The sequence below is a fragment of the Micromonospora sp. NPDC002575 genome (assembly GCF_042889525.1).
In the GTDB taxonomy this organism is placed as follows: domain Bacteria; phylum Actinomycetota; class Actinomycetes; order Mycobacteriales; family Micromonosporaceae; genus Micromonospora; species Micromonospora carbonacea.
On the sequence record NZ_JBIARA010000007.1, the window covers coordinates 244,434 to 264,517 of the forward strand.

Sequence of the window (20,084 nt, forward strand, 5' to 3'; positions counted from 1 at the left end):
TGTTGGCGAATGCCCGTGCGGTTCGAGAGAACAGAAGAAGGCCCTGGCCTGGTGATTCACACCGGGCCAGGGCCTTTCGCCGGCACGCCGCGCGGACCGGGGCCGGCGACGCGGGGAGGAACGGGGAGAGCCTCGGTCAGCCCGGCAGGACCACCTGGGCCGGGGTGGGCCGGTTGGTGGTGGTGCCGTCGCCCAACTGCCCCGAGACGTTGTTGCCCCAGCACCACAGGCCGCCGTCAGTGCGGACCGCGCAGCCGTGGTAGGTCACGGCGAGGCCGTCCGTCCAGGTGGTGGCGGTCCCGACCCGGGTCGGGGTGTTCCGGTGGGTGGTGGTGCCGTCGCCCAACTGCCCGGAGTTGTTGTTGCCCCAGCACCACAGGCTGCCGTCGGTGCGGACCGCGCACGACGAGTCGACGCCGGCGTCGACCCTGGCCCACGTGGTGGCGGTGCCGACCTGGACCGGCGTCGTCTGGAAACCGGTGCCGCCGCCGAGCTGGCCGTACCCGTTCTCGCCCCAGCACCACAGGGTCCCGTCGGTGCGGACCGCGCAGGTGTGCGCGTAGCCGGTCGTCACGCCGGCCCAACTGGTCGCGGTACCCACCTGCGTCGGCGTCGACCGGTAGGTCAGGATGCCGAGGCCGAGCTGGCCGTCCGTGCTGTCGCCCCAGCACCACAGGGTCCGGTCGGTGCGGACGGCACAGGTGTGCGCGTAGCCGGTCGCGACGCTCGCCCAGGTGGTCGCCGTGCCGACCTGCAGCGGGGTGGTCGTCCAGTAGGGAGACGAACCGGTGCCCAGTTGCGTGTTGCGGTTCAGGCCCCAGCACCACAGGGTGCCGTTGGTGCGGACGCCGCAGGTGTGGTTGGCAGCGACGCTGACGCTGGCCCAGTTGGTGGCGTCACCGACCCGCACCGGGGCGGTGCGCCTCGTGGAGGTCCCGTCACCGAGCTGCCCGTTGGAGTTGCCGCCCCAGCACCACAGCGTCCCGTCCGTGCGCACCCCGCATGTGCTGCTGGTGCCGGCGTCGATGCGCGCCCAGGTGGTGGCCGCCCCGACCTGGACCGGGGTGGCGCGGTTCGTGGTGGTCCCGTCGCCGAGCTGGCCGTTGAGGTTGTCGCCCCAGCACCACAGCGTCCCGTCGGTGGGAATCGCGCAGGTGTGCGCGTTACCCGCCGCCACCCGGGCGACCGGCGCGGCGGCGAGCGAGGCGTTCAGCGACCCGCGCGCGGCGGAGCCCGCGCCCGCGGTGGCCGGGCCCGCCGTGACTCCGACGGCGAGCGCCGCGATCCCGACGGCTGCCGCCGCCGCTGCGGCGGCGGTCCTCGCCGCCCGCCCCCAGCGCGCCCACCGGCGACCGTCCTGATGTTCGTTCATGTCCCGTTCTCCCCACAAAACGTCGTTTCCTGCACGGCGGAGGCGGCGTTGCCCCGGCGGGCCACTGGCGGCCCGCCACGTCGATCAGTTGACCTTATGCATTGACTAGGGTCAATGTAAAACCCGCCGGGGCACCGCCGGTGCCGCCAGTTGCGTCCGCGACGTCCAGCGGCTCAGCCGCGACTCCACCGCTGGCTGGCCGCCCCGGTGCAGTCCCAAATCTGGGCACGCGTGCCGTTGGCCGTGCCGCCCCCGACCAGGTCCAGGCACCGGCCCGAACCGACGCCGGTGATCGTGCCGTCGGCGTTCAACCGCCACTGCTGGTTGGACTGGCCGTTGCAGTCCCAAATGATCACCGAACTGCCGTTGGCGGTGGCGCCGCCGTTGACGTCGAGGCACTTGCCACCGAAGACGCGCAGCTCCTGGGCCGCGGTCGAGGTCCAGGACTGGTTGCTCTGGCCGTGGCAGTCCCAGACGATCGCCGCGGCGCCGTTGGCCTGCGAGGCGCCGTTGACGTCCAGGCACCGGCCGGAGGCGGCGTTGCGCAGCGCCGAGGTGCCGCCCGGCGGCGGGGTGGTCGGGCTGGCGGTGGGCGAGGGGGTCGGGCCCGTGCCGCCGAACTGGGTGAAGAACCGCCACACCTCGCCCTTGGTCCAGGTCCGGACGCCACTGTCGCCGCCGCCGTCCACCGGTCCGGGGGTGTGACCACCGTCGAACGCGGCCCACACCACGGGATAGCCGGACCGGCAGCCGGAGTAGGTGGTGGTGATGTGGGTCAGGCTGCCCGCCCTCGGCTCGGGCGGGTTCTGCGCCGTACACCCGTTGTTGCGCACGAACGTGTCGCGCAGGGACCGGCCGGCGGAGACGTTGAGCACCGGGTCCCCGATGCCGTGGATCCCCATGTACGCGATCGGCTGGGTGCCGCCGCTGCACCCGCTGAGCTGCCCGCCGGAGTAGACCGCGACGGCGCGGAACACGTTCGCCCGGGAGCAGGCCAGGGAGTAGCTCATGCCCCCGCCGTAGCTGAAGCCGAGCGCGAACAACTGCGTCGTGTCGACGCACAGGTCCGCCTCGATCTGCCGGATCATGTCGTCGACGAAGGTGACGTCCTGGCCGCCGGGGTTGGCCCAGCCGTTGCCGTTGCCCTGGGGAGCGACGAAGATCGTGCTGTTGTTCGCCTGCTGGCGCAGCCCGTAGTAGGACCAGGCCGCCCCGTCCGACCCGCCGGAGTCGACGTCGTTGGCGGTGCCGCCGTTCCAGTGAAATCCGAAGATCAACCGGTAGGGGTGGTTCCTGTCGTAGTTGTCGGGGATCCGGAGGATGAAGCTGCGGTTCTGTCCGCTGCTCTGGATGGTCCGCTGGCCGCTGGTCAACGTGGGCGCCTTGCCGCAGCCCGCGGTCGCCGCGGCCGTCCCGACCCCCGCGGCCGTACCGACCCCCGCGGCCGACGCGGTCCCGCCCAGGCCGCCGGCCAGCGCCGTCGCGCTCACGCCGACGACGACGATCGCCGCCGCCGCGATGGTTTCGAGAATTGGTCTGCGCTTCGCCATGATGGGCTCCTGCCACTCGGCATGGACAGATTCAGGCGCGGGGGGCACGGCGTTCCCCCCACCGCCACAACGTGCCGCTCCTGATCGCGCTCGCCGTCGAGGGAACGCGGGGAGAGGCGCACGACGTGCCCGCGGTGCCCGGCTCCGCGTCCGCAGGCTCCATCTCCGGTCTCGCTGCCCAGGCAGGACCAGATGGTCTCCGAATCGTCGACGCACCCGCACCGCACGGGGTCGGACGCAGCCCGGACCGCCCGCCGGCGTCGAACCGATTCGGCAAGACCCTAGAGCCATCGAGTGAGATATGTCAATGCCATGTCGGCGGGGTTACGACCCGGATGCTCCTGCGGCCTCCCCCTCGACGAGCGCGAACCGGTGCCCCGGCAACCGCCGCGCCCGGCACCCCGTCCGGAACATCCGGCTGCCCTCGGCGGCACCCAACGGATCGGGCAGGAAACGGGCCATGGTCAGCTCAGGCCGGTCGAGGTATCCGACGGCCACCATGGGGCCGGCCAGGAACAGCTCTCCGACCTCCCCCGTCGGCACCGACCCGAAGCCGGCGTCGAGGACGTGCCACCGGTGCTGCGGCAACGGCGTCAACGCGCCGTCCTCCGGCACCGCCGCCACCATCGCGGTCTCGGCGAAGCCGAACAGTCCCACCTCGTGCGTCGCGCCGGTGTCCCGGTCGATCCGCAACGACCACCGCGCCGGCCCCGCCGCCTCGTCCCGTCGGCCGCCCTCGCCCGGAGCCGGCGCCGCCGGCAGGAGCAGCTCGGCGCCCGTGAGCAATGCGCGCGCCGCCGCCACCGTCCCCACCAGCGGGTCCGTCGAAGCCGGCACGCTCAGCCTGTCCCCGTGGCCCGACGGGGGCAGGCCACAGGCGCCGGCCAGCCAGGTCAGCTGTGAACCGCGCCACACCACACCCACCGCGTCGTCGGCCAGCGGCACCACCAGCGACGGCTCCGGCTCGTCCACCAGCGGCACGGACGCAGCCGACCCGTCCCGGCCGTGGGCCTGCCAGAGCGTTCCGGTGACTCCCCGCCAGCTCTGCCGGACCACCGGCCAGCCGCCGGGCGCCGCCGGCCCCGCCGGCGCCAACACCAGTTCCGGCCGGGCCTCCCGCACCGCCACGTCCCCGCGGTTCCCGGCGCACAGGACGCAGCTCGCCCCGGTGGCCAGCACCGCGAGGACCGTGCCGATCAGATCCTCGGCGCGGTCACCGACGACGGCGACCCGCCGGCCGGGCCCGGCCCCGGCTGCGGCCAACCGGTCGGCGACGTCGTCGATCGACTCCCACAGCCGCCGGTAGGACAGCCGCAGCTGGTCGCCGCACAGGGCCGGCGCGTCAGGCTGTTCCCCGGCGGCCTTGCGCAGCAGGCCGATGAGGCTGATGTCGGTGTCCGTCGCGAGGGGACGGGTCGCTTCGCCGGCCCGCGCCACGCTGGTCAGCTCCGCCACCTGCCGGCCGCATGCCTGGATGGTGCCGGCGAACGGCATGGCCCGCCACCCCACGGGCGGCCGTCGGCCGATGGGCCAGACCGCGAAATCCCGGGCCTGGCTGACCACCAGTTGAAAGTAGCGGGACTCCCTCCACCCAGACATGCGGCGCTCCCAGCTCCGGAGACTGGCCCGGCACGCCTCCCGCCGGCCCGAGGCCGGGAGAACACCGGGCAAAACCTCGACGACATCCGACCGAACAAACCTAGGCGACGCCGGTCATGGCCCGGTCATGCCTCGCCGTGAGCGCCGTCGGTCGTCAGCGGGCGCTGGGCCGGTCGTCCATCGGCTTGATCAGCCGGGCCGCGGTCGCCTTGCGGATCGCGTCCACCCGGGACACCGCCTGCAACTTGGCGTAGATGTTGGTGAGATGCCGCTTGACCGTGGCTTCGGTGATGAAGAGCCGGCTGGCGATCTGCGCGTTGCTCATCGCCTCCGCCGTGAGCCGGAGGACCTCCAGCTCCCGCGAGGTCAACGGGGTGCCGTTCGTCCGCGGCTTCTGCCGGTCCAACCGCTCCACCGTCTCGCGGGAGACCGCCAGCAGCACGCTCTGCGTGGGCCGGCGGACCACCGAGCGCACCGCGGCGACCAGGTCGTCCCGCAGGATCGTCTTGAGCAGGTACGCGACAGCGCCGGCCTCCAGCAGCTCGTGCACCATGTCCGGGTCGTCGTGCATGGTCAACACGATCACCCGGGTCTCGGGCGCCGTCCGCCGGGCCTGTCGGATCACCGCCGCCGCACCCGGGCCTGGCATCTCGACGTCGAGCAGCAGCACGTCCGGGTGCAGGCGCATCACGAGGGCCAGCGCCTCCGGCCCGGAGGACGCCTCGCCGACGACCGCGAACTCCGGCTCGGTGGAGAGCATCTCCCGGATGCCGTCGCGCAGCAGGGTGTGGTCGTCGGCCAGGCACACCCGGATCTGCGACCGGTCAGGGGCCGTCACAGGCCCGCCTCGGCGAACGGGATCCGCACCTCGACCCGGGTGCCCTGACCGGGCGCGCTGATCAACTCGACCTGCCCGTGCAGCAACAGGGCCCGCTCGAACATCGACGGCAGGCCGCCCCCGGCGCGGTCCGGATCTGTCGTGTCGAAGCCACACCCGTCGTCGACCACCGTGGCGGCCACCACGTTGTCCCCCACGTTCACCGTGATGTCCAGCCGGCCCGGCGCGGCGTGCCGCACCGCGTTGCGGGCGGCCTCCCGCAGGATCAGGTAGAGCTCCTCCAGCACGTCGGGCGGGAGCACCTTGAGGTCGCCGTTGGTCACCAGCGAGAACTGCACCGAGGGAGGCACGTTCGCCTCCAGGTAGCCGCGCAGGGTGCGCTCCAGCCCGTATTCGCCCACCGACCGGCGGAGCTCGGCGGAGAGGCCCCGCACCGTGCGGACCGCCTCGTCCAGCGACTCGATGGCCTGGTCGATCTTCGCGCGGGCCTGCTCCGGATCGCGGTCGGCGTAATGCCGGTGCAGGTCGAGCCGGTGCAGGGTGAGCCCCATCTCGTGCAGGACCCGGTCGTGCAGCTCACGGGCGATCCGGGTGCGCTCCTCCTGCCGGGACGCCTGCAGCTTCTCCATCAGGAAGCCCACGTACGACAGCGAGGCCAGCGCGACCCGGGCCATGATCGCCTCGTGCAACGCGCGGCTGAGCCGCAGCGCCCCGGCGCTGTCCGTGGCGGGCAGGCCGCGCGTGATGATCGGCAGCATCACCTCGAAGAGGGTGGTCGCGGCGCGCAGCGACTGGACCGGGTGGATGCCGCGCCGAGCCCGGTCGACGCCGATGTCGACGGCGAACAACCGGGCCTCGCCGACCAGGTCCATCGGAGGCGCCTCCGTCATGGACACCCGGGCCGCGACATCGCTGAGCACCGCCTGGACCTGGGCCGCGAGCTGCGCCAGGACGTCAGGACCGTTGGCCAGGTCGCTTTCCTGTTGCCGCAGTGAGTGTTGGAACGCTTCGACGATTTCGCGAGCCATCGAGGACAGTTCGACCTCGGCCTTGGGTTGCCTCGCGTACGGATTCGCCACGGACCCCCCCGCTGTCTCGCCAGAGGCTACCACGGTAGCGCGCCCGCAGCGGAGCGTAGGGCTTCGACAGGCAGTGACGAACATAACTGTCTACACCCGACGATCCGGGCCGACGCCCGGACCGCCGTCAGCCTGGGAACAGCGCCAGCACGCTCAGGTGCACGGCGTACTGGCTGGCCATGAAGAGCCGGTACGGGCGGCGCTGACGCCACCGCCCGGTGGCGCCGGCACCGGCGAGCAGGCAACCCACCACCCCGGTCGCGCCGAGGGCCAGCACCACCGCCGGCAGCATCAGCACCGGCGCGAGCACCAGGGCGCCCGACATCAGCACACCGCCGGCCACCACCACCAGGACGGCCATCAGCCGGCGGGCAGCCCGGTCGCCCAGCAGCACCGGCAGGGTCCGCCGGCCGGCCGCCCGGTCACCGGCCACATCGGAGAGATCCTTGGTGGTGCCGCCCAGCGCCATCCACAGCGACATGGCCACCGACAGCACCACCAGTTCCGGGCCCACCGGCCCGCCGGACGCGGCGGCGCCGGCCAGGTAGGTGACGATCCCACCCGACGCCACCACCAGCACGAAGCCGGCCATGTTGCCCTTCTGCGGCCGGGGACCGGCCGAGTAGAGCCAGCCGAGGACCAACATCAGCGCCACCAGCCCGGCCAGGCGCGCCGAGACCGCCGCCGCCGACAGCAGGGCGAGCCCGGCCAGGGCCACCACGATCCGCCGGGCGACGCCGAGCGGGAGCGCCCCGGTGGCGAGCGGTCGCGGCGAGCCGTTGCGCCGGTCCTCGACCTGGTCGGAGAGCCCGTTCAGCAGGTAGACGAACCAGGTCGCGCAGAGCCAGGCGAACGCGCCGACCAGCAGCGACCCGGGCCGGGTCAGCACCGCGTGCGGGGCGGCCACGGCCGCTCCCGCGAAGAAGCGCAACTGGAAGACGACCTGGACGACCGGGCGGGCTTCCCGCCAGCTCGCCGCCACGTGTCGGCAGCCTTCCGCGACCGCCACCGAGAACGGCCGTACGACGCCCGCGGACCGGGAGTACCGGTCGAACCGAATAACCGAGTGGTAGGTCATGTGAATATCGTGGGCGTGCAACCCGCTACCCCGGTTCACCCAAGTCACTCACTTACGCCTACGACGTAGGTAGCAGAACGCCTACTACTTGCTGCCACTTCCCTCGCCACATCGCTGCGCCACCTTGGCCTCCACCGCGCAGGCAATTTACGGTCGGCAGGGCACCCACAGCCCAGTGAACGACAGAGCGTGGTGGAACACTATGTCAGACATCGCAGTCACGTCGAGCGCCGAACTGCTCGGCGGATTTCGGATCACCATCGACGGTCGCACCGTCACCAACTGGCGGGCCGGCAAGTCCCAGGCGCTCGTGCAATATCTCCTGCTGCACCGGGGCCGCCCGGTCAGCCGTGACACGCTCCGTTCGGCGCTGTGGCCGCACCTGCCCCCGTCGGCCGGTGTCACCTCGGTGAAGGCTGCGGTGCACGGGGCCCGGCGGGCCCTCGGCGAAACGAGCGAGCGGCACGCCCCGGTGCGGATCGCCTCGGTGGACGGCGGCTACCTGCTCCAGGCCGACCAGCTCTGGATCGACGTGGCCACCTTCGAACGACGGATCAGCGCCGCCACCGCCGCGGTGGCCGCGGGCGACCGGACGCTGGCCGCCGGGCACCTGCGGCGGGCGCTGGAGGTCTACCGGGGTGACCTGCTGCCCACGCAGGACGCGGAGTGGGCGGTGACCGAGCGGGAGTGGTGCCGCGTCCGCGCCCTGCACGCCCTGCGGCTGCTCAGTGACCTGGCCCTGGAGTCCGGGGACTGGTGGGCCGCGATCCGCTGGAACCGCCGGGCGTTGGAGGTGGACCCGTACGACCCGGCGGCCTTCACCGTCCTCGCCGACTGCCACCGCCAACTCGGCATCACCGCGGCGGCGCTGCGTTGGGACGAGCTCGCCCAGAGCCGGCTGGCACAGGTGTGACCGCCGGAAGGACACGACCGCAGCCCCATGGAGGGAGCAGCATGACCGTCACGATCCCGCTGGAGCACCCGGCCCCGGTCCCGTCCGCACCGCCCCGGGCCACCGGCGACCGGCCCTCGGTCGGACCACCGGCGACCGGCGCCGTGCCAGCCGCCCGCAGCCCGCAGGACAGCCGCTGGCGGCAGGCCGTGCGCCGCTTCGGGCGACAACTGCTGGCGGTGGCCGACGACTGCCCCCCGATCCTGCTGTACACCGCGAACCGCAACTGAACCGCAGCCGCACCGCCACCATCCGAGGGCGTTCCGCACGTCGTGCCAGACGTGCGGGACGCCCTTTTTCGCTGCCGATTTCCCACTGCCGGGAAAGCCCATGCGCTGATGGTCGTAGATGGACCTTCCACCTTTGAGGAAATCCCACCCGAATGAGGATGCGCCACCTTGGCCCGAGGAATCGACGTCCCTAACGTCATGGGCACCGGTATCCATCGACGTCGACCACGGCGTCGGGCGTGAGGGGGAGAGGCCGAATGGCCGCTGATGGGCAGACAGTTTCGGTCGTCATACCGAACTACAACTACGAGAAGACGCTCGGTGCGTGCCTGGACGCCGTGTTCGCGCAGACCCACCGGCCGTACGAGGTCATCGTCGTCGACGACGGATCCACCGACCGGTCCCGCGAGATCGCGGCCCGGTACCCGTGCCGGGTGGTCGACGGCGGGGGCAACCGGGGCGTGTCGGCGGCCCGCAACATCGGCGCGCGGGCGGCCACCGGCGACATCCTCTTCTTCGTCGACTCCGACGTGGCGCTGCGCGCCGACGCGATCGCCAACGCCCTGGCGGTGCTCGCGGCCGACCCCACCTGCGGCTGCGTGCACGGCACCTACGACACCCAGCCGCTCTACGACGACGGCCCGATCGAGCACTACAAGGTGCTGCACGCGCACTGGTGGCGGCGGCGCAGCGTGGGCCGGGTCAACACCGCGATCTTCGCGCTGGCCGCGGTGCGGCGCTCCGCGTTCCTCGCCGCCGGCCCGTTCCACGAGGAGCTGCGCGACGCCGAGGACGTCGAGTACAGCGAGCGGCTCGCCCGGGTCACCGGCATCAGGCTCACCGACACCGTGGTCGGCCGGCACGACGACTGCGCCCGGTTCGGGGACATGCTGCGCGAGCAGTACCGCCGCTCGCTGCCGCTGGCGGCGTTCGCCGGGGCGCACCGGATGCGCGCCGGCAGCGTCGCGGTCAATCCCGCCCTCGGCGTGCTGGCCGCCCCGCTGGTGCTGGCCACCCTGCCGCTGGGCCTGCTGCACCCGGCCCTGCTCGCCGTGCCGCTGGCCTGCTTCGGGCTCTTCCTGCTCGCCGACCCGGGCCTGCTGCCGTTCGTCCGCCGCGAACGCGGCACGGCCTTCCTGGCCTGGTTCGTCGGCGTACACCTGGTGGCCCAACTCGCCATCGTGGTCGGCGCGGCTGCCGGCCTGGTCGCCCGGCTGCGCGGCGCCGGCAGCCCCCGCCCGCTGCCCCTCGCGGCGGGTCGGTGATGGGCAGGCGGCGGGCGTGGCGCACGGCGCTCACGGCGGTCTTCGTGGTCGCGGTGCTCGGCGGCGTCGCGCTGGCCCTGCGCGGGCAGGAGTGGTCCACGCTGGGCCGGCTGCTGCGGCCGGACACCGCCGGATGGCTGCTGGCCGCGCTGCTGGTCACCGGGGCCGGTCTGCTCTGCGGCATGCGGGCCTGGACGCTCACATTGGCCTCGGTGGGGGCGGAGGTGCCGTCCCGCACCGGCGTACGGATGTTCTTCGTCGGGTTCCTCGGCAAGTTCGTCCCGGGCCGGCTGTGGGGCCTGCTCGCCCAGCTCCGGCTCGGCGACGCCGCCGGGGTCAGCCGGGGCCGGATGGCCGGCACGTACCTGGTGAACCTGGTCGTGGTGCTGCTGACCGGCGGCGCGGTGGGGCTCCTGGTGGCCCCGGCCGTGCTCGGCACCGGCGCCGGGCTGGCCTGGCTGCTCCCGCCGGTCGCCCTGCTGGTGGTGCTGGCCGTCCGGCCCGGGCTGCTCGACACCCTGGTCCGGCTGGCCGCCCGGGTCGCCCGCCGGCCCCAGCCGGCGCCGCTACACCGGCCCGCCGAGGTCCGACGCTCGATCGGGTGGCAGACCCTGTCCTGGGTGCTCTCGGGGATGCACCTGTGGGTCGTCGCGGTGCTGCTCGGCGCGGACGCTCGCGCCGCCCTGGCGGCGGCGGTCGGCGCGTTCGCCCTGGCCACCACCGCCGGCACGTTCGCCATCTTCGTGCCGGACGGCGCCGGCGTGCGGGAGGTGCTGGTGGTCGCGGCCCTGTCCACCGTCCTGCCCCTGCCGGCGGCGGTCACCGCGGCGGTGGCCAGCCGGGTGCTCAGCACCCTCGCCGAGGTGCTCACGGCGGGCCTGGCGCTGCTCACGGTCGCCGTCTCGGACCGGCTCGCCGCCCGGGGCGACGCCGCCACCCCACCCGCCGGGGCGGACGCCCGGCTCACCCCGACCCCCGGCTGACCCCGGGCGCACGGCCCGCCGACTCCACCACCGCCACCGCTCCACCACCACTGCTCCACCACCACCGCCTCCGGAAAACCCCGCTTCGGAAAGGACCCCTCATGACCGAGCTACTGACCATCGACGACGCGGAGCAGCTCTCCGTCGCCGAGGTGCAGGACCTCTACCGCAAGCACGTCAACAAGAGCCAGGTCAGCCTGATGACGTCGTTCGGCTTCGGCCGGGAGCTGGTCGACCACGCCCAGGGCCCCTGGATCCACACCCGGGACGGCCGGCGGATCCTGGACTTCACCGGCGGCGTCGGGGTGCTCAACCACGGGCACAACCACCCCCGGATCCTGGCCGCCCGGCAGCGCTTCCAGCAGCAGCAGCGGATGGAGGTGCACAAGACCTACTTCTCGCCGTACCTGGCCGCCCTGGCGCACAACCTGGCCGCCGTGCTCCCCGGCGACCTCGACATGTCGTTCCTGCCGAACTCCGGCGCGGAGGCGGTGGAGGGCGCGGTCAAGCTCGCCTACAAGTACCACGGCGGCAAGCGCAACACGATCATGCGCAGCGACATCAGCTTCCACGGCAAGCTGCTCGGTTCGGGCAGCCTCACCGGCAGCTCGCAGAACCACTTCACCTTCCCCGGCATCCCGGGCGTGGTGAGCTTCCCGTACGACGACCTGGCCGCGGTCCAGGCGGCCGTCGACGCGACCCGGGACCGCCGGGGCAAGTGCGACGTGTACGCGATCCTCATCGAACCCTTCAGCGCCTCGACCATGCGCTGGTGCTCGGAGGAATTCCTGCGCGGGCTGCGCGAGCTGTGCACCCGCGAGGACATCGTGCTGATCTTCGACGAGATCTACACCGGCTGGGGCAAGACCGGCACGATGTTCTACTTCATGCGCTACCCGGGGCTGATCCCGGACGTGGTGACCACGTCGAAGTCCTTCGGCGGCGGCAAGTCCTCGATCTCCGCGTACGTGGCCCGGCGGCCGATCTTCCACAAGGCGTACGAGAGCTTCAACGACGCGCTGTTGCAGAGCACCAGCACCACCTACTACGGCTTCGGCGAGGAGACGGCCACCGCGATCGAGGCGATCAACGTGGCGGTGGAGGAGGACTTCCCCGCCCGGGCCCGCGACATCGAGCGGGTCCTGGGCCCCGGGCTGGCCCGGCTCGCCAAGGAGCACCCGGACGCGATCGCCGAGGTCCGGGGCGTGGGCGCCCTGTGGGGGGTGTTCCTCGACGCGCCGCGGGTGCTGGACCTGGTCACCAAGCTCGCGCCCGGCGGCCTGGCCAAGGACCCGCAGTTCGGCACGAAGCTGGTCACCTGCGCGGTCATCAGCGCCCTCTACCGGGACCACGACATCTACACGTACTACACGCTCAACGGCAAGAACCCACTGGTGGTCGGCCCGTCGCTGGTGACCGGCACGGCCGAGGTGGAGCACTTCCTCGACCGCCTGGACCAGACCCTCGCCCATGGCCTGCCCCGGCTGGTCACCCGTTTCGTCAAGGAGAAGGTGTCGTCGCTGTGGTGAATCAGAACGCAAAGACGGTGGTGGTGACCGGCGGCAGCGGAATGCTGGGCGGGCACCTGGTGCGGGCGCTGGCCGCCGACGGCTGGCGGGTGCGGGGCCTGGACGTGCGCGACCCGATCGAGCCGGTGCGGGGCGTCGAGTACACGGTCGCCGACGTGCGGGACCGGGCCAGGGTCGGCGCCGTCCTGGCCGGCGCGGACGCCCTGGTGCACACCGCCGCCGCCCTGCCCAGCTACCCCGAGGACGAGATCCGCTCGATCATCGTGGGCGGCACGGAGACGGTGCTGGACGCCGCCGCCAGCGCCGGCACGGCCCGGGTGGTGCACGTCTCCTCGACCGCCGTGTACGGGCTGCCGAACGTGGTGCCCACCACCGAGGAGTACCCGCGCGAGCCGGTCGACCCGTACAGCCGGGCCAAGGCCGGCGCGGAGGAGGTCGCCGAGCGGTACCGCGCCGCCGGGATGGTGCTGCCGATGCTGCGGCCCAAGACGTTCCTCGGGCCGGGCCGAATGGGGCTGTTCTCGATGCTCTTCGAGTGGGCCGAGGAGGGCCGCAACTTCCCGGTGCTCGGCAAGGGCGACGTGCGGATCCAGATGCTGGCGATCGACGACCTGGTCGACGCGGTACGCACCGTGCTGCACGCGCCGGACGACGTCGCCAACGACACGTTCAACATCGCCGCCGACCAGTTCGCCACCCTGCGGGAGGACTTCCAGGCGGTGCTGGACGCCGCCGGCCACGGCAAGCGCGTGGTCTCGGTGCCGGTGCGCCCCGCCGTCGCCGCGCTGGAGCTGCTGCAACGGCTCAAGCTCTCCCCGGTCTACGGACGCCTCATCCACAAGCTGCGGGCCGACTCCTACGTCAGCGTCGACAAGGCCCGCGACGTGCTCGGCTGGACCCCCCGGCTGTCCAACCGCGACGCCATCCTGCGCACCTACGACTGGTGGCGGGCCAACAACCGCACCGCCGCTCCGACCTCGTCCGGCCGGACCAGCCGGGACCCCTGGAAGCAGGGCGCCCTCGGCCTGGCCAAGGCCATCTTCTGATCGGCACCGGAGGTAACCGTGACTGTCCTCGTCGACCCGCCGACCCTCGACCGGCCGACCCCGGCCGCCCCCACGGCGGCGCGGGCCACCGACCGCAACCTGGCGCGTGACCTGATCACCCTGATCCGGCCGCACCAGTGGGCGAAGAACCTGCTGGTGGTGCCGCTGGTGCTGATCGACACCCCCCGGCTCGGCCTCGGTGTCCTCGGCCGGGTGAGCTGGGCGGTGCTGCTGTTCACCCTGGTCTCCGCGCTGGTCTACGTCTGGAACGACGTCTACGACCGGCACCGCGACCGGGCGCATCCCACCAAACGCAACCGCCCGATCGCCTCGGGCCGGGTGAGCGTGCCCGCCGCGTACGCCTTCGGCGCCCTGATCGCCACCGCGCTGGTCGCGGCGCAGACGTTCGGGCCGGCGTTCCCGTGGTGGCCGCTGGCGGCCTACCTGACGCTCAACGTCGCGTACAGCAGGGGGCTCAAGCACCTGCCGCTGCTGGACGTGCTGGTGGTGGCCGGCGGTTTCCTGCTCCGGGTGGTGCAGGGCTACCTGGCCGCCGGGGTCGCCGTGTCGAGCTGGCTGCTGATCGCCGTCTTCTCCCTCTGCCTGCTGCTCATCCTCGGCAAGCGGCGGCACGAGATGGCCGTCGGTGGCAGCGCCCACCGGCCCTCCCTGGCCGGCTACTCGGTGCAGTACCTGGACCTGCTGATCGTGCTCTGCGCCGCGGTCGCGATCAGCGGATTCCTCGGCCACGTGCAGGCCACCATCCCCGACCCGTACCAGGCGGTGGCACTGGTCGGTTCCACCCCGTTCGCGCTCTTCGCGGTGGCCCGCTACCTCCAGGTGGTGGTCGTCGACGGCGACGGCGGCGAACCCACCCGGGTGCTGCTGAAGGACCGGGCGATGCTGGTCAACGCCCTGCTGTGGGGCGCGCTGATCGGCGGCGTCCTGCTCGTCACCCAACACCCGGCCCTGCTCGACCTCGCCCACTGACGATCCCCACCCCCTCACCCACCCCCTCCTGAGGAGACAGCCCCATGACGACCCCGACCGCGAACCCGCTGGTCTCGGTGATCATCCCGAACTACAACTACGGCAACTCCATCGGCAAGTGCATCGACGCCGCGCTGGGGCAGACCTACCAGCCGATCGAGGTGATCGTGGTCGACGACCACAGCACCGACGACTCGCTCGCCAAGGCCCGCCAGCGGCCGGTGACGGTGCTCCAGACCCCGCGCAACAGCGGGGTGGCCGTCGCCCGCAACACCGGCGCCGCCGCGGCCCGCGGCGAGATCCTCTTCTTCGTCGACTCCGACGTGGCGCTGCGCCCGGACGCGGTGCAGCTGGCGGTCGCCGAGCTGGCCGCCCACCCCGAGTACGGCGCGGTCTGCGGCATCTACGAGGAGGACCCGCTGATCCGCGACAGCATCGTCGAGGAGTGCCGCGTGCTCCAGGCGTACTGCTGGCGGATGGCGTCCCTCGGCGAGGTCAGCTTCCTGTTCTCGTCGCTGACCGCGATCCCCCGCCGGGTCTTCGAGGAGGTCGGCCCGTTCAATCCCCGGCTGCGACAAACCGAGGAGGTCGACTACGGCGAGCGGATGTCGGCCCGCCACCAGATCATGGTCACCGACAAGGTCCGCGGCTGGCACGACGACGACGACGAGCTGTGGCCGCTGCTGCACAAGCTCTACCGCCGGGCCCGGCTGCGGGTGCCGCTGTTCGCCCGGCGGCGGCGCTTCGCCAAGGGCTTCGAGAGCCCGGCCCGCTCCTTCGGCACGGTGGCCGCCCTCGGCGTCCTCGCCACCCTGCCGCTGGCCGTCCTGCACCCCGCCTGGCTGCTGCTCACCGCCGCCCTGTTCGGCATCTCGCTGTCGGCGGACGCGGAGATGTACCGGCACGTGCGACGCCGCAAGGGCCTGCCGTTCCTGGCCGTGTTCACCGGCGTCGCCTTCGGCACCAACGTGGCGATCGCCGCCGGCATCGCGGTCGGCGCGATGCAGTGGCTGGTGTCCCGCGACTTCCGCCGGCTCTACGACGCCGACTGGTCCGCCGCCCGCACGCCGTCGTCCCCGACGATGGCCGGGACCACGGCATGAGCCTCCTGCTCGACCCCGTCCCCGGCGCGGCCACCACCGCGCCGGGGACCCCCGGGGTCCACACTCCCGACGCACCCCGACGCCACGCCCCGGCCAGGCCCAGGTGGCCGCGCCGGGCCCGCTGGCTCGCCGCGCTCACCGTCTGCTGGGCGGTGTTCCTCATGACGTTCCTGCTCCTCACCGGTGGGCACTGGTGGTGGCGTCCCGTCGAGCTGATGCCGCCGCTGGTCTTCGTCGCGGTCCCGCTGCTGCTGCTGGCCCTCGCCCCGCTGGCCCGGCCGGCGCGCGCTCGGCTCGCCGTCGCCGCGGTCTGCTGCCTGGCCATCGGGTTCGACGTGTCCGGCCTGAACCCGGCCGCGCTGTCCGGGGGGCCCACCCCGGCCCCGCCCGGCGCGGTCCGGGTCTTCTCCTGGAACACCGAGTACTGGTACGACGGCTCCGACCCGCAGCGCTTCCACGACTACCTGGCCGCCCAGCAGGCCGACGTCTACCTGCTCCAGGAGTACGTCGGCTGGGACCTGGACCGGCACCGTCCGGTCCGGGTGGACCACGTCGCCGAGCTGCGCCGCCTCTTCCCCGACTACCAGGTGGTGGCCGTCGGGGAGCTGCTCACCATGTCCCGCTACCCGATCGTGGCCTCGCGGGCCCTCGACGGGCTGCCGTACCTGACCGACCCGGCCCGGCACGGGGTGCCGGCGGACACGGACTTCGCCGACTACTACCGGCACAAGGTGCTCCGCACCGACCTGCTCGTCGACGGCCGGGTGCTCTCCGTCTACAACGTGCACGTGCCGGTGCAGCTCGACATCTCGATGGACCCCACCGACTCCGAGTTCACCGAGTTCATGCAGGCCCAGGAGGACCGTCGGCAGGCCCACTACCGGGCGCTGCGGGCCGACCTGGCGAACAACCGGAACGGGCAGCTCGTCGCCGGCGACTTCAACGCCACCTCGGCGATGGGGGAACTGCACGACCTCGCCGGCCGGATGACCGACGTGGCCGAGGCCAGCGGCCGGCTCTACCCGGCGTCCTGGCCGGACAGCAAGCCGTGGTGGCGGCTGGACTGGGCGTTCCTCTCCGGCCCGGTGCGCTCCCACGACTACCGGATGGTCGGCCCGCAGGGCCTCTCCGACCACCTCGGACAGCGGTTCACCGTCTCCCTCACCGACGCCGGCTGACCCGCACGCGCGGACACCTGTCGGCCCGGGCCCGTCCCGCTCCCCCACACCGGGGGAGCGGGACGAGGCGTTGGTGGCCACACACACGGCGACCGGGCAGGGGAATCCCCTGCCCGGTCGCCGACGCGGGTCCGGTTCAGCAGGTCTCGTCGAGGCGCTTGCGCAGCTCGGTCGGCAGGTCCAGGTCGACCGCGGCGAGGGCCTCGTCGAGCTGGGCCACCGAGCTGACGCCGACGATCGGCACGATCGCCGGGTCCCCACCGATCAGCCAGCTCAGCACCACCTGGTTCACCGTGACGCCCAGCTCGTCCGCCACCTCCCGCAGCGCCTGGAGCCGGCGCTCGGTGCCCGGGTGCTGGTAGTGCTCCGGCAGCGGCTTCTCCGGCCGGGTGTACGAGCCCCACAACAGCGTGCTGTACGCGAACATGGTCAGGCCCCGGCTGCGGACGAGGTCCAGCAGCTCGTCGCTGGCGTGCACGTGCCCGCCCTCGGGCAGCGCCGTCGCCGGGCGGGGCAGCAGGTACGAGTAGCGCTGCTGCACCGCCGTGTACGGCGTCCAGCCCCTCGCCTCGGCCAGCGCCCGGGTCTCGGCCAGCCGCCAGGCGGCGTGGTTGCTGGCCCCCAGCGTGCGCACCTTCCCCTCGGTCACCGCCTCGTGGAACGTCGCCAGGGTCTGCTCGTCGGGGGTGTCGCGGTCCTCCCGGTGCGAGTAGTAGAGGTCCAGGTGGTCCACGCCGAGCCGCTGGAGCGAACCGGCGAGCTGGGTGCGGATCACCTCCGGGGCGAGCCCCTCGGCCCCGCCGTTCGCGCCGGGCCCGGAGCCCACCTTCGACGCCAGCACCAGGCCGTCCCGGCCGCCCCGGCGGGACAGCCACCGGCCGAGCACCGTCTCGCTCTCGCCGCCGACCCCGTTGGGGACCCAGAACGAGTAGCAGTTCGCGGTGTCGATGGTGGTGCCGCCCGCCTCGACGAAGCGGTCCAGGATCGCGAACGAGGTCTCCTCGTCCACCTCGGTGCCGAACGCCATCGCGCCGAGGCAGAGCTGGCTGACCTGGATCCCCGCGCCGCCGGACAACTCGCGTTGCCTCATGAGTCCCTCCCAGAGTGTGACGGTCCGTCGCGCCCAGGATAGGGACGGCACCCCGCCGCAGACCCGCTCCTAATCGATATCTACGACCTTCGGCGCAGGGCGGGTGGCACCGAGGGCGCATCTGTGCCGGCGGCGGACGTCGCCACCTTGTTGCCGCCCTTGCCCCTTCCTACAGTCGCCGCAGGGCACCGGCCACACCGGTGCGGCGCCCGGAAGGAGGATGACACCATGCGGGTCGGCCTGGTTCCCGGCGTGTGGTCGTACGGCCTCGGCTCGGTCTCCACCGTGCTCTCCGTGTACGAGGCGGTTCGCCTCGCGGGGCACACGCCGGTGCTGTTCGCCAGCCCCCACTTCCGGCCCCTGCTGGACCGGCTGGGCGTGCCGGCGGTGCCGATCCCCGGGCCGGGCACCGCGCCGTACCCCGACGCGACGACCGCCCTGCGCCTGGACGACCTGCTGTCCCGGTCCGCGTACGCCGACCCCGACCTGGTGGAGACCGTCCTGGCCGCGCAGTTGCGGGAGTTCCGCGCCCGCCGGGTGCAGGTGCTGTTCCACGACTACGACCTGACCACGGTGGTCGCCGGGTCGCTTGCCGGCATTCCCGTGGTCACCCCGGTCACCTGGCCGGACCACCGTCTCTTCGGGCGGGGCAGCGACGGCTGGGCGCCGGTGGACACCCGGGCGCTGACCGCGTTCCGGCCGGCGCTCAGCCGCAGCCGGGCACCGGAGCCCCAGTCCCTGTCGGAGGTGCTCTTCACCTGGAGCACCCGCCTGGTCTACCCGCTGTCCCCCGAGATGGACCCGCTGGTCGCGCGGCACAGCACCGGCGAGTACGTCGGCCAGCTCACCGCGGCGTCCCTGGACCGGCACCTGGTCACCGGGCCGGCGGACTGGCCCCGGCCGGGGCAGCGCGGGTTGCTGGCCTACACCAGCGGCCCGCCGATGGACGCCGACTGGTACTACCGGCACTGCCTTGCGGCGTTCGAGGGCTCGGACGTCGACGTGCTAATCGCGGCGGGCAGCACCGACACGACCCCGCCCCGGGTGTCGCCACGCGGCAACGTGCAGGCGTGGCCGCTGCTGCCGCTGCGCGACCTGCTCGGCCGGGCCAGTGCGCTGCTCTGCCATGGCGGCCGGGGCACCCTCGCCAGCGCGGTGCACGCCGGCGTGCCGCTGCTGGTCTTCCCCGGCGGGGACCCGGAACGCGAGTACTTCGCCGACATGCTGGCCCGCCAGGGGCTGGCCGCCAACTGCGGGGCCGACGACTGGCGGCCGGAACGGCTGCGGGAACTCGTCGACCGCGCCGGCAGCGTCCGGCCGTCCCGCCCCGCCAGGGCCGCCGCGCCGCCCACCGGCCCGTCCCGCGTCGTCTCGATCATGCAGGAACTGACCGCCGACCCGGTCCGGCTGCTGTCCCGCGCCGGCTGATTCCGCACCGCCATCCGACCGACAAGGAGAACCGACCGATGACCGGGCGTCCCGATGACCAGCCGACCGACGACCATTACGGCGACGAGCTGACCCTGCGGTTGTCCGCGGTCACCGACACCCGGGCGATGGACGACGGCGAGGCCCTGCACACCTTCATGCGCGACCTCGTCGCCCGCATCGGCATGACCGTGATCGCCGGGCCGCTGGTCGCCAGTGAGGACGGCCCGCCCCACCAGGCCGGCAAGTCGGCCGTGGTGATCCTCGCCGAGTCGCACGCCGCCATCCACACCTATCCGGGGCTGCGGGAGGTGTTCGTGAACATCTTCTCCTGCAAGCCGTTCCGGGAGGCCGACGTGCTCGACGAGCTGGCCGGGCTGGTCGGCGGGTTCGAGATCAGTGAGCGGTCCCTGACCCGCCGGGGTGAGCACTGGCCCCGCGCGCTCGGCCCGGCGGTCCGGCTGTGGCGCGGCCAGCGGCTCGCGGCGGTGGGTGCCTGACGGAGGACCGGGTCGCGGGGTGGTTCCGGAAGTTTCGAGGATCCGGCTCCGGACCGACCCTTTCCACCCCGTGACAGGGCATGACCACGGGTAACGCGATCCGCAGGCGCGACTTCCGGCCCGCTGGAGCCGCCCTCGGCCCGCACCCGACGGGGAAGAAGTTTCGGGAATATTTCGGAAAGTCGTTGACAGAGCCGAATCCGGCGTCTTACGTTCGTCATCGACGGTTCTCAATGCTGTCGATGTCACCCCCGCGACCCCGTCCCGGTCGTAC

The 20,084-nt window shown here is 72.9% G+C and carries 18 protein-coding genes; 11 read left to right on the forward strand and 7 right to left on the reverse strand.

Translation table 11 applies throughout. The features are described from left to right. Nucleotides 1–136: 136 nt before the first annotated feature. The 6 genes from ACFYWL_RS13925 to ACFYWL_RS13950 form a co-directional block, all read right to left on the reverse strand. Nucleotides 137–1,372 (reverse strand): RCC1 domain-containing protein, encoded by a 1,236-nt coding sequence (locus ACFYWL_RS13925; RefSeq protein WP_386971845.1) that lies wholly within the window; start codon nucleotides 1,370–1,372, stop codon nucleotides 137–139. 173 nt (nucleotides 1,373–1,545) lie between these two features. Next, nucleotides 1,546–2,922 (reverse strand): ricin-type beta-trefoil lectin domain protein, encoded by a 1,377-nt coding sequence (locus tag ACFYWL_RS13930; protein ID WP_386971848.1) that lies wholly within the window; start codon nucleotides 2,920–2,922, stop codon nucleotides 1,546–1,548. A gap of 324 nt (nucleotides 2,923–3,246) precedes the next feature. After that, nucleotides 3,247–4,521 carry an AMP-binding protein gene (locus ACFYWL_RS13935; protein WP_386971851.1) on the reverse strand — a complete coding sequence of 425 codons (1,275 nt, stop codon included), beginning with the start codon at nucleotides 4,519–4,521 and terminating at the stop codon, nucleotides 3,247–3,249. Between the two features lie 154 nt (nucleotides 4,522–4,675). Next, entirely contained in the window at nucleotides 4,676–5,359 is a 684-nt protein-coding gene (locus ACFYWL_RS13940; protein WP_386971853.1) for a response regulator, read from the reverse strand. After that, entirely contained in the window at nucleotides 5,356–6,387 is a 1,032-nt protein-coding gene (locus tag ACFYWL_RS13945) for a sensor histidine kinase (RefSeq protein WP_386971856.1), read from the reverse strand. Before ACFYWL_RS13945 ends, ACFYWL_RS13940 begins: the two co-directional genes overlap by 4 nt. Nucleotides 6,388–6,565: 178 nt before the next feature. Next, nucleotides 6,566–7,516 (reverse strand): UbiA family prenyltransferase, encoded by a 951-nt coding sequence (locus tag ACFYWL_RS13950; protein WP_386971858.1) that lies wholly within the window; start codon nucleotides 7,514–7,516, stop codon nucleotides 6,566–6,568. A 202-nt stretch (nucleotides 7,517–7,718) separates the two neighbouring features. Between ACFYWL_RS13950 and ACFYWL_RS13955 the strand changes: the two genes are divergently transcribed. The 9 genes from ACFYWL_RS13955 to ACFYWL_RS13995 all read left to right on the forward strand — a co-directional run bounded on the left by ACFYWL_RS13955 (nucleotide 7,719) and on the right by ACFYWL_RS13995 (nucleotide 16,792). Beyond that, nucleotides 7,719–8,429, forward strand: a complete 711-nt coding sequence (locus ACFYWL_RS13955; RefSeq protein WP_386971862.1) for a BTAD domain-containing putative transcriptional regulator — start codon at nucleotides 7,719–7,721, stop codon at nucleotides 8,427–8,429. Between the two features lie 41 nt (nucleotides 8,430–8,470). Continuing rightward, entirely contained in the window at nucleotides 8,471–8,698 is a 228-nt protein-coding gene (locus ACFYWL_RS13960) for a hypothetical protein (RefSeq protein WP_386971865.1), read from the forward strand. Between the two features lie 257 nt (nucleotides 8,699–8,955). Next, nucleotides 8,956–9,963, forward strand: coding sequence for a glycosyltransferase family 2 protein (locus tag ACFYWL_RS13965; protein ID WP_386971867.1), 1,008 nt, complete (start codon nucleotides 8,956–8,958; stop codon nucleotides 9,961–9,963). Further along, entirely contained in the window at nucleotides 9,963–10,946 is a 984-nt protein-coding gene (locus ACFYWL_RS13970) for a lysylphosphatidylglycerol synthase domain-containing protein (protein WP_386972026.1), read from the forward strand. The genes ACFYWL_RS13965 and ACFYWL_RS13970 overlap by 1 nt, the downstream gene beginning before the upstream one ends. A gap of 200 nt (nucleotides 10,947–11,146) precedes the next feature. Beyond that, entirely contained in the window at nucleotides 11,147–12,475 is a 1,329-nt protein-coding gene (locus ACFYWL_RS13975) for an aspartate aminotransferase family protein (protein ID WP_386972029.1), read from the forward strand. Next, on the forward strand, nucleotides 12,472–13,521 hold the full coding sequence (locus ACFYWL_RS13980; RefSeq protein WP_386971869.1) for an NAD-dependent epimerase/dehydratase family protein: 1,050 nt from the start codon (nucleotides 12,472–12,474) through the stop codon (nucleotides 13,519–13,521). Before ACFYWL_RS13975 ends, ACFYWL_RS13980 begins: the two co-directional genes overlap by 4 nt. 18 nt (nucleotides 13,522–13,539) lie before the next feature. Beyond that, entirely contained in the window at nucleotides 13,540–14,511 is a 972-nt protein-coding gene (locus ACFYWL_RS13985; RefSeq protein WP_386971871.1) for a UbiA prenyltransferase family protein, read from the forward strand. 44 nt (nucleotides 14,512–14,555) lie between these two features. Continuing rightward, entirely contained in the window at nucleotides 14,556–15,614 is a 1,059-nt protein-coding gene (locus ACFYWL_RS13990) for a glycosyltransferase family 2 protein (protein WP_386971873.1), read from the forward strand. Next, the gene (locus ACFYWL_RS13995; protein ID WP_386971875.1) at nucleotides 15,611–16,792 is read left to right on the forward strand and encodes an endonuclease/exonuclease/phosphatase family protein; all 1,182 of its coding nucleotides are present in this window, start codon (nucleotides 15,611–15,613) and stop codon (nucleotides 16,790–16,792) included. Before ACFYWL_RS13990 ends, ACFYWL_RS13995 begins: the two co-directional genes overlap by 4 nt. A gap of 136 nt (nucleotides 16,793–16,928) precedes the next feature. Here ACFYWL_RS13995 and ACFYWL_RS14000 read toward each other — a convergent pair whose 3' ends face one another. Beyond that, nucleotides 16,929–17,882, reverse strand: a complete 954-nt coding sequence (locus ACFYWL_RS14000; protein WP_386971878.1) for an aldo/keto reductase — start codon at nucleotides 17,880–17,882, stop codon at nucleotides 16,929–16,931. A gap of 228 nt (nucleotides 17,883–18,110) precedes the next feature. Between ACFYWL_RS14000 and ACFYWL_RS14005 the strand changes: the two genes are divergently transcribed. Next, the gene (locus ACFYWL_RS14005) at nucleotides 18,111–19,310 is read left to right on the forward strand and encodes a glycosyltransferase (protein WP_386971881.1); all 1,200 of its coding nucleotides are present in this window, start codon (nucleotides 18,111–18,113) and stop codon (nucleotides 19,308–19,310) included. A gap of 38 nt (nucleotides 19,311–19,348) precedes the next feature. Further along, a complete protein-coding gene (locus tag ACFYWL_RS14010) occupies nucleotides 19,349–19,810 on the forward strand; it encodes an S-adenosylmethionine decarboxylase family protein (RefSeq protein WP_386971883.1) in 462 nt (153 codons plus the stop codon). Nucleotides 19,811–20,084 lie beyond the last annotated feature (274 nt).

Bases quoted from the DNA above. Each gene is read 5' to 3' on its own strand.
- ACFYWL_RS13925 (WP_386971845.1), bottom strand. From the start codon at position 1,372: ATGAACGAACATCAGGACGGTCGCCGGTGGGCGCGCTGGGGGCGGGCG.
- ACFYWL_RS13930 (WP_386971848.1), bottom strand. From the start codon at position 2,922: ATGGCGAAGCGCAGACCAATTCTCGAAACCATCGCGGCGGCGGCGATC.
- ACFYWL_RS13935 (WP_386971851.1), bottom strand. From the start codon at position 4,521: ATGTCTGGGTGGAGGGAGTCCCGCTACTTTCAACTGGTGGTCAGCCAG.
- ACFYWL_RS13945 (WP_386971856.1), bottom strand. From the start codon at position 6,387: ATGGCTCGCGAAATCGTCGAAGCGTTCCAACACTCACTGCGGCAACAG.
- ACFYWL_RS13950 (WP_386971858.1), bottom strand. From the start codon at position 7,516: ATGACCTACCACTCGGTTATTCGGTTCGACCGGTACTCCCGGTCCGCG.
- ACFYWL_RS13955 (WP_386971862.1), top strand. From the start codon at position 7,719: ATGTCAGACATCGCAGTCACGTCGAGCGCCGAACTGCTCGGCGGATTT.
- ACFYWL_RS13960 (WP_386971865.1), top strand. From the start codon at position 8,471: ATGACCGTCACGATCCCGCTGGAGCACCCGGCCCCGGTCCCGTCCGCA.
- ACFYWL_RS13965 (WP_386971867.1), top strand. From the start codon at position 8,956: ATGGCCGCTGATGGGCAGACAGTTTCGGTCGTCATACCGAACTACAAC.
- ACFYWL_RS13970 (WP_386972026.1), top strand. From the start codon at position 9,963: ATGGGCAGGCGGCGGGCGTGGCGCACGGCGCTCACGGCGGTCTTCGTG.
- ACFYWL_RS13975 (WP_386972029.1), top strand. From the start codon at position 11,147: ATGACGTCGTTCGGCTTCGGCCGGGAGCTGGTCGACCACGCCCAGGGC.
- ACFYWL_RS13990 (WP_386971873.1), top strand. From the start codon at position 14,556: ATGACGACCCCGACCGCGAACCCGCTGGTCTCGGTGATCATCCCGAAC.
- ACFYWL_RS13995 (WP_386971875.1), top strand. From the start codon at position 15,611: ATGAGCCTCCTGCTCGACCCCGTCCCCGGCGCGGCCACCACCGCGCCG.
- ACFYWL_RS14000 (WP_386971878.1), bottom strand. From the start codon at position 17,882: ATGAGGCAACGCGAGTTGTCCGGCGGCGCGGGGATCCAGGTCAGCCAG.
- ACFYWL_RS14005 (WP_386971881.1), top strand. From the start codon at position 18,111: ATGCGGGTCGGCCTGGTTCCCGGCGTGTGGTCGTACGGCCTCGGCTCG.
- ACFYWL_RS14010 (WP_386971883.1), top strand. From the start codon at position 19,349: ATGACCGGGCGTCCCGATGACCAGCCGACCGACGACCATTACGGCGAC.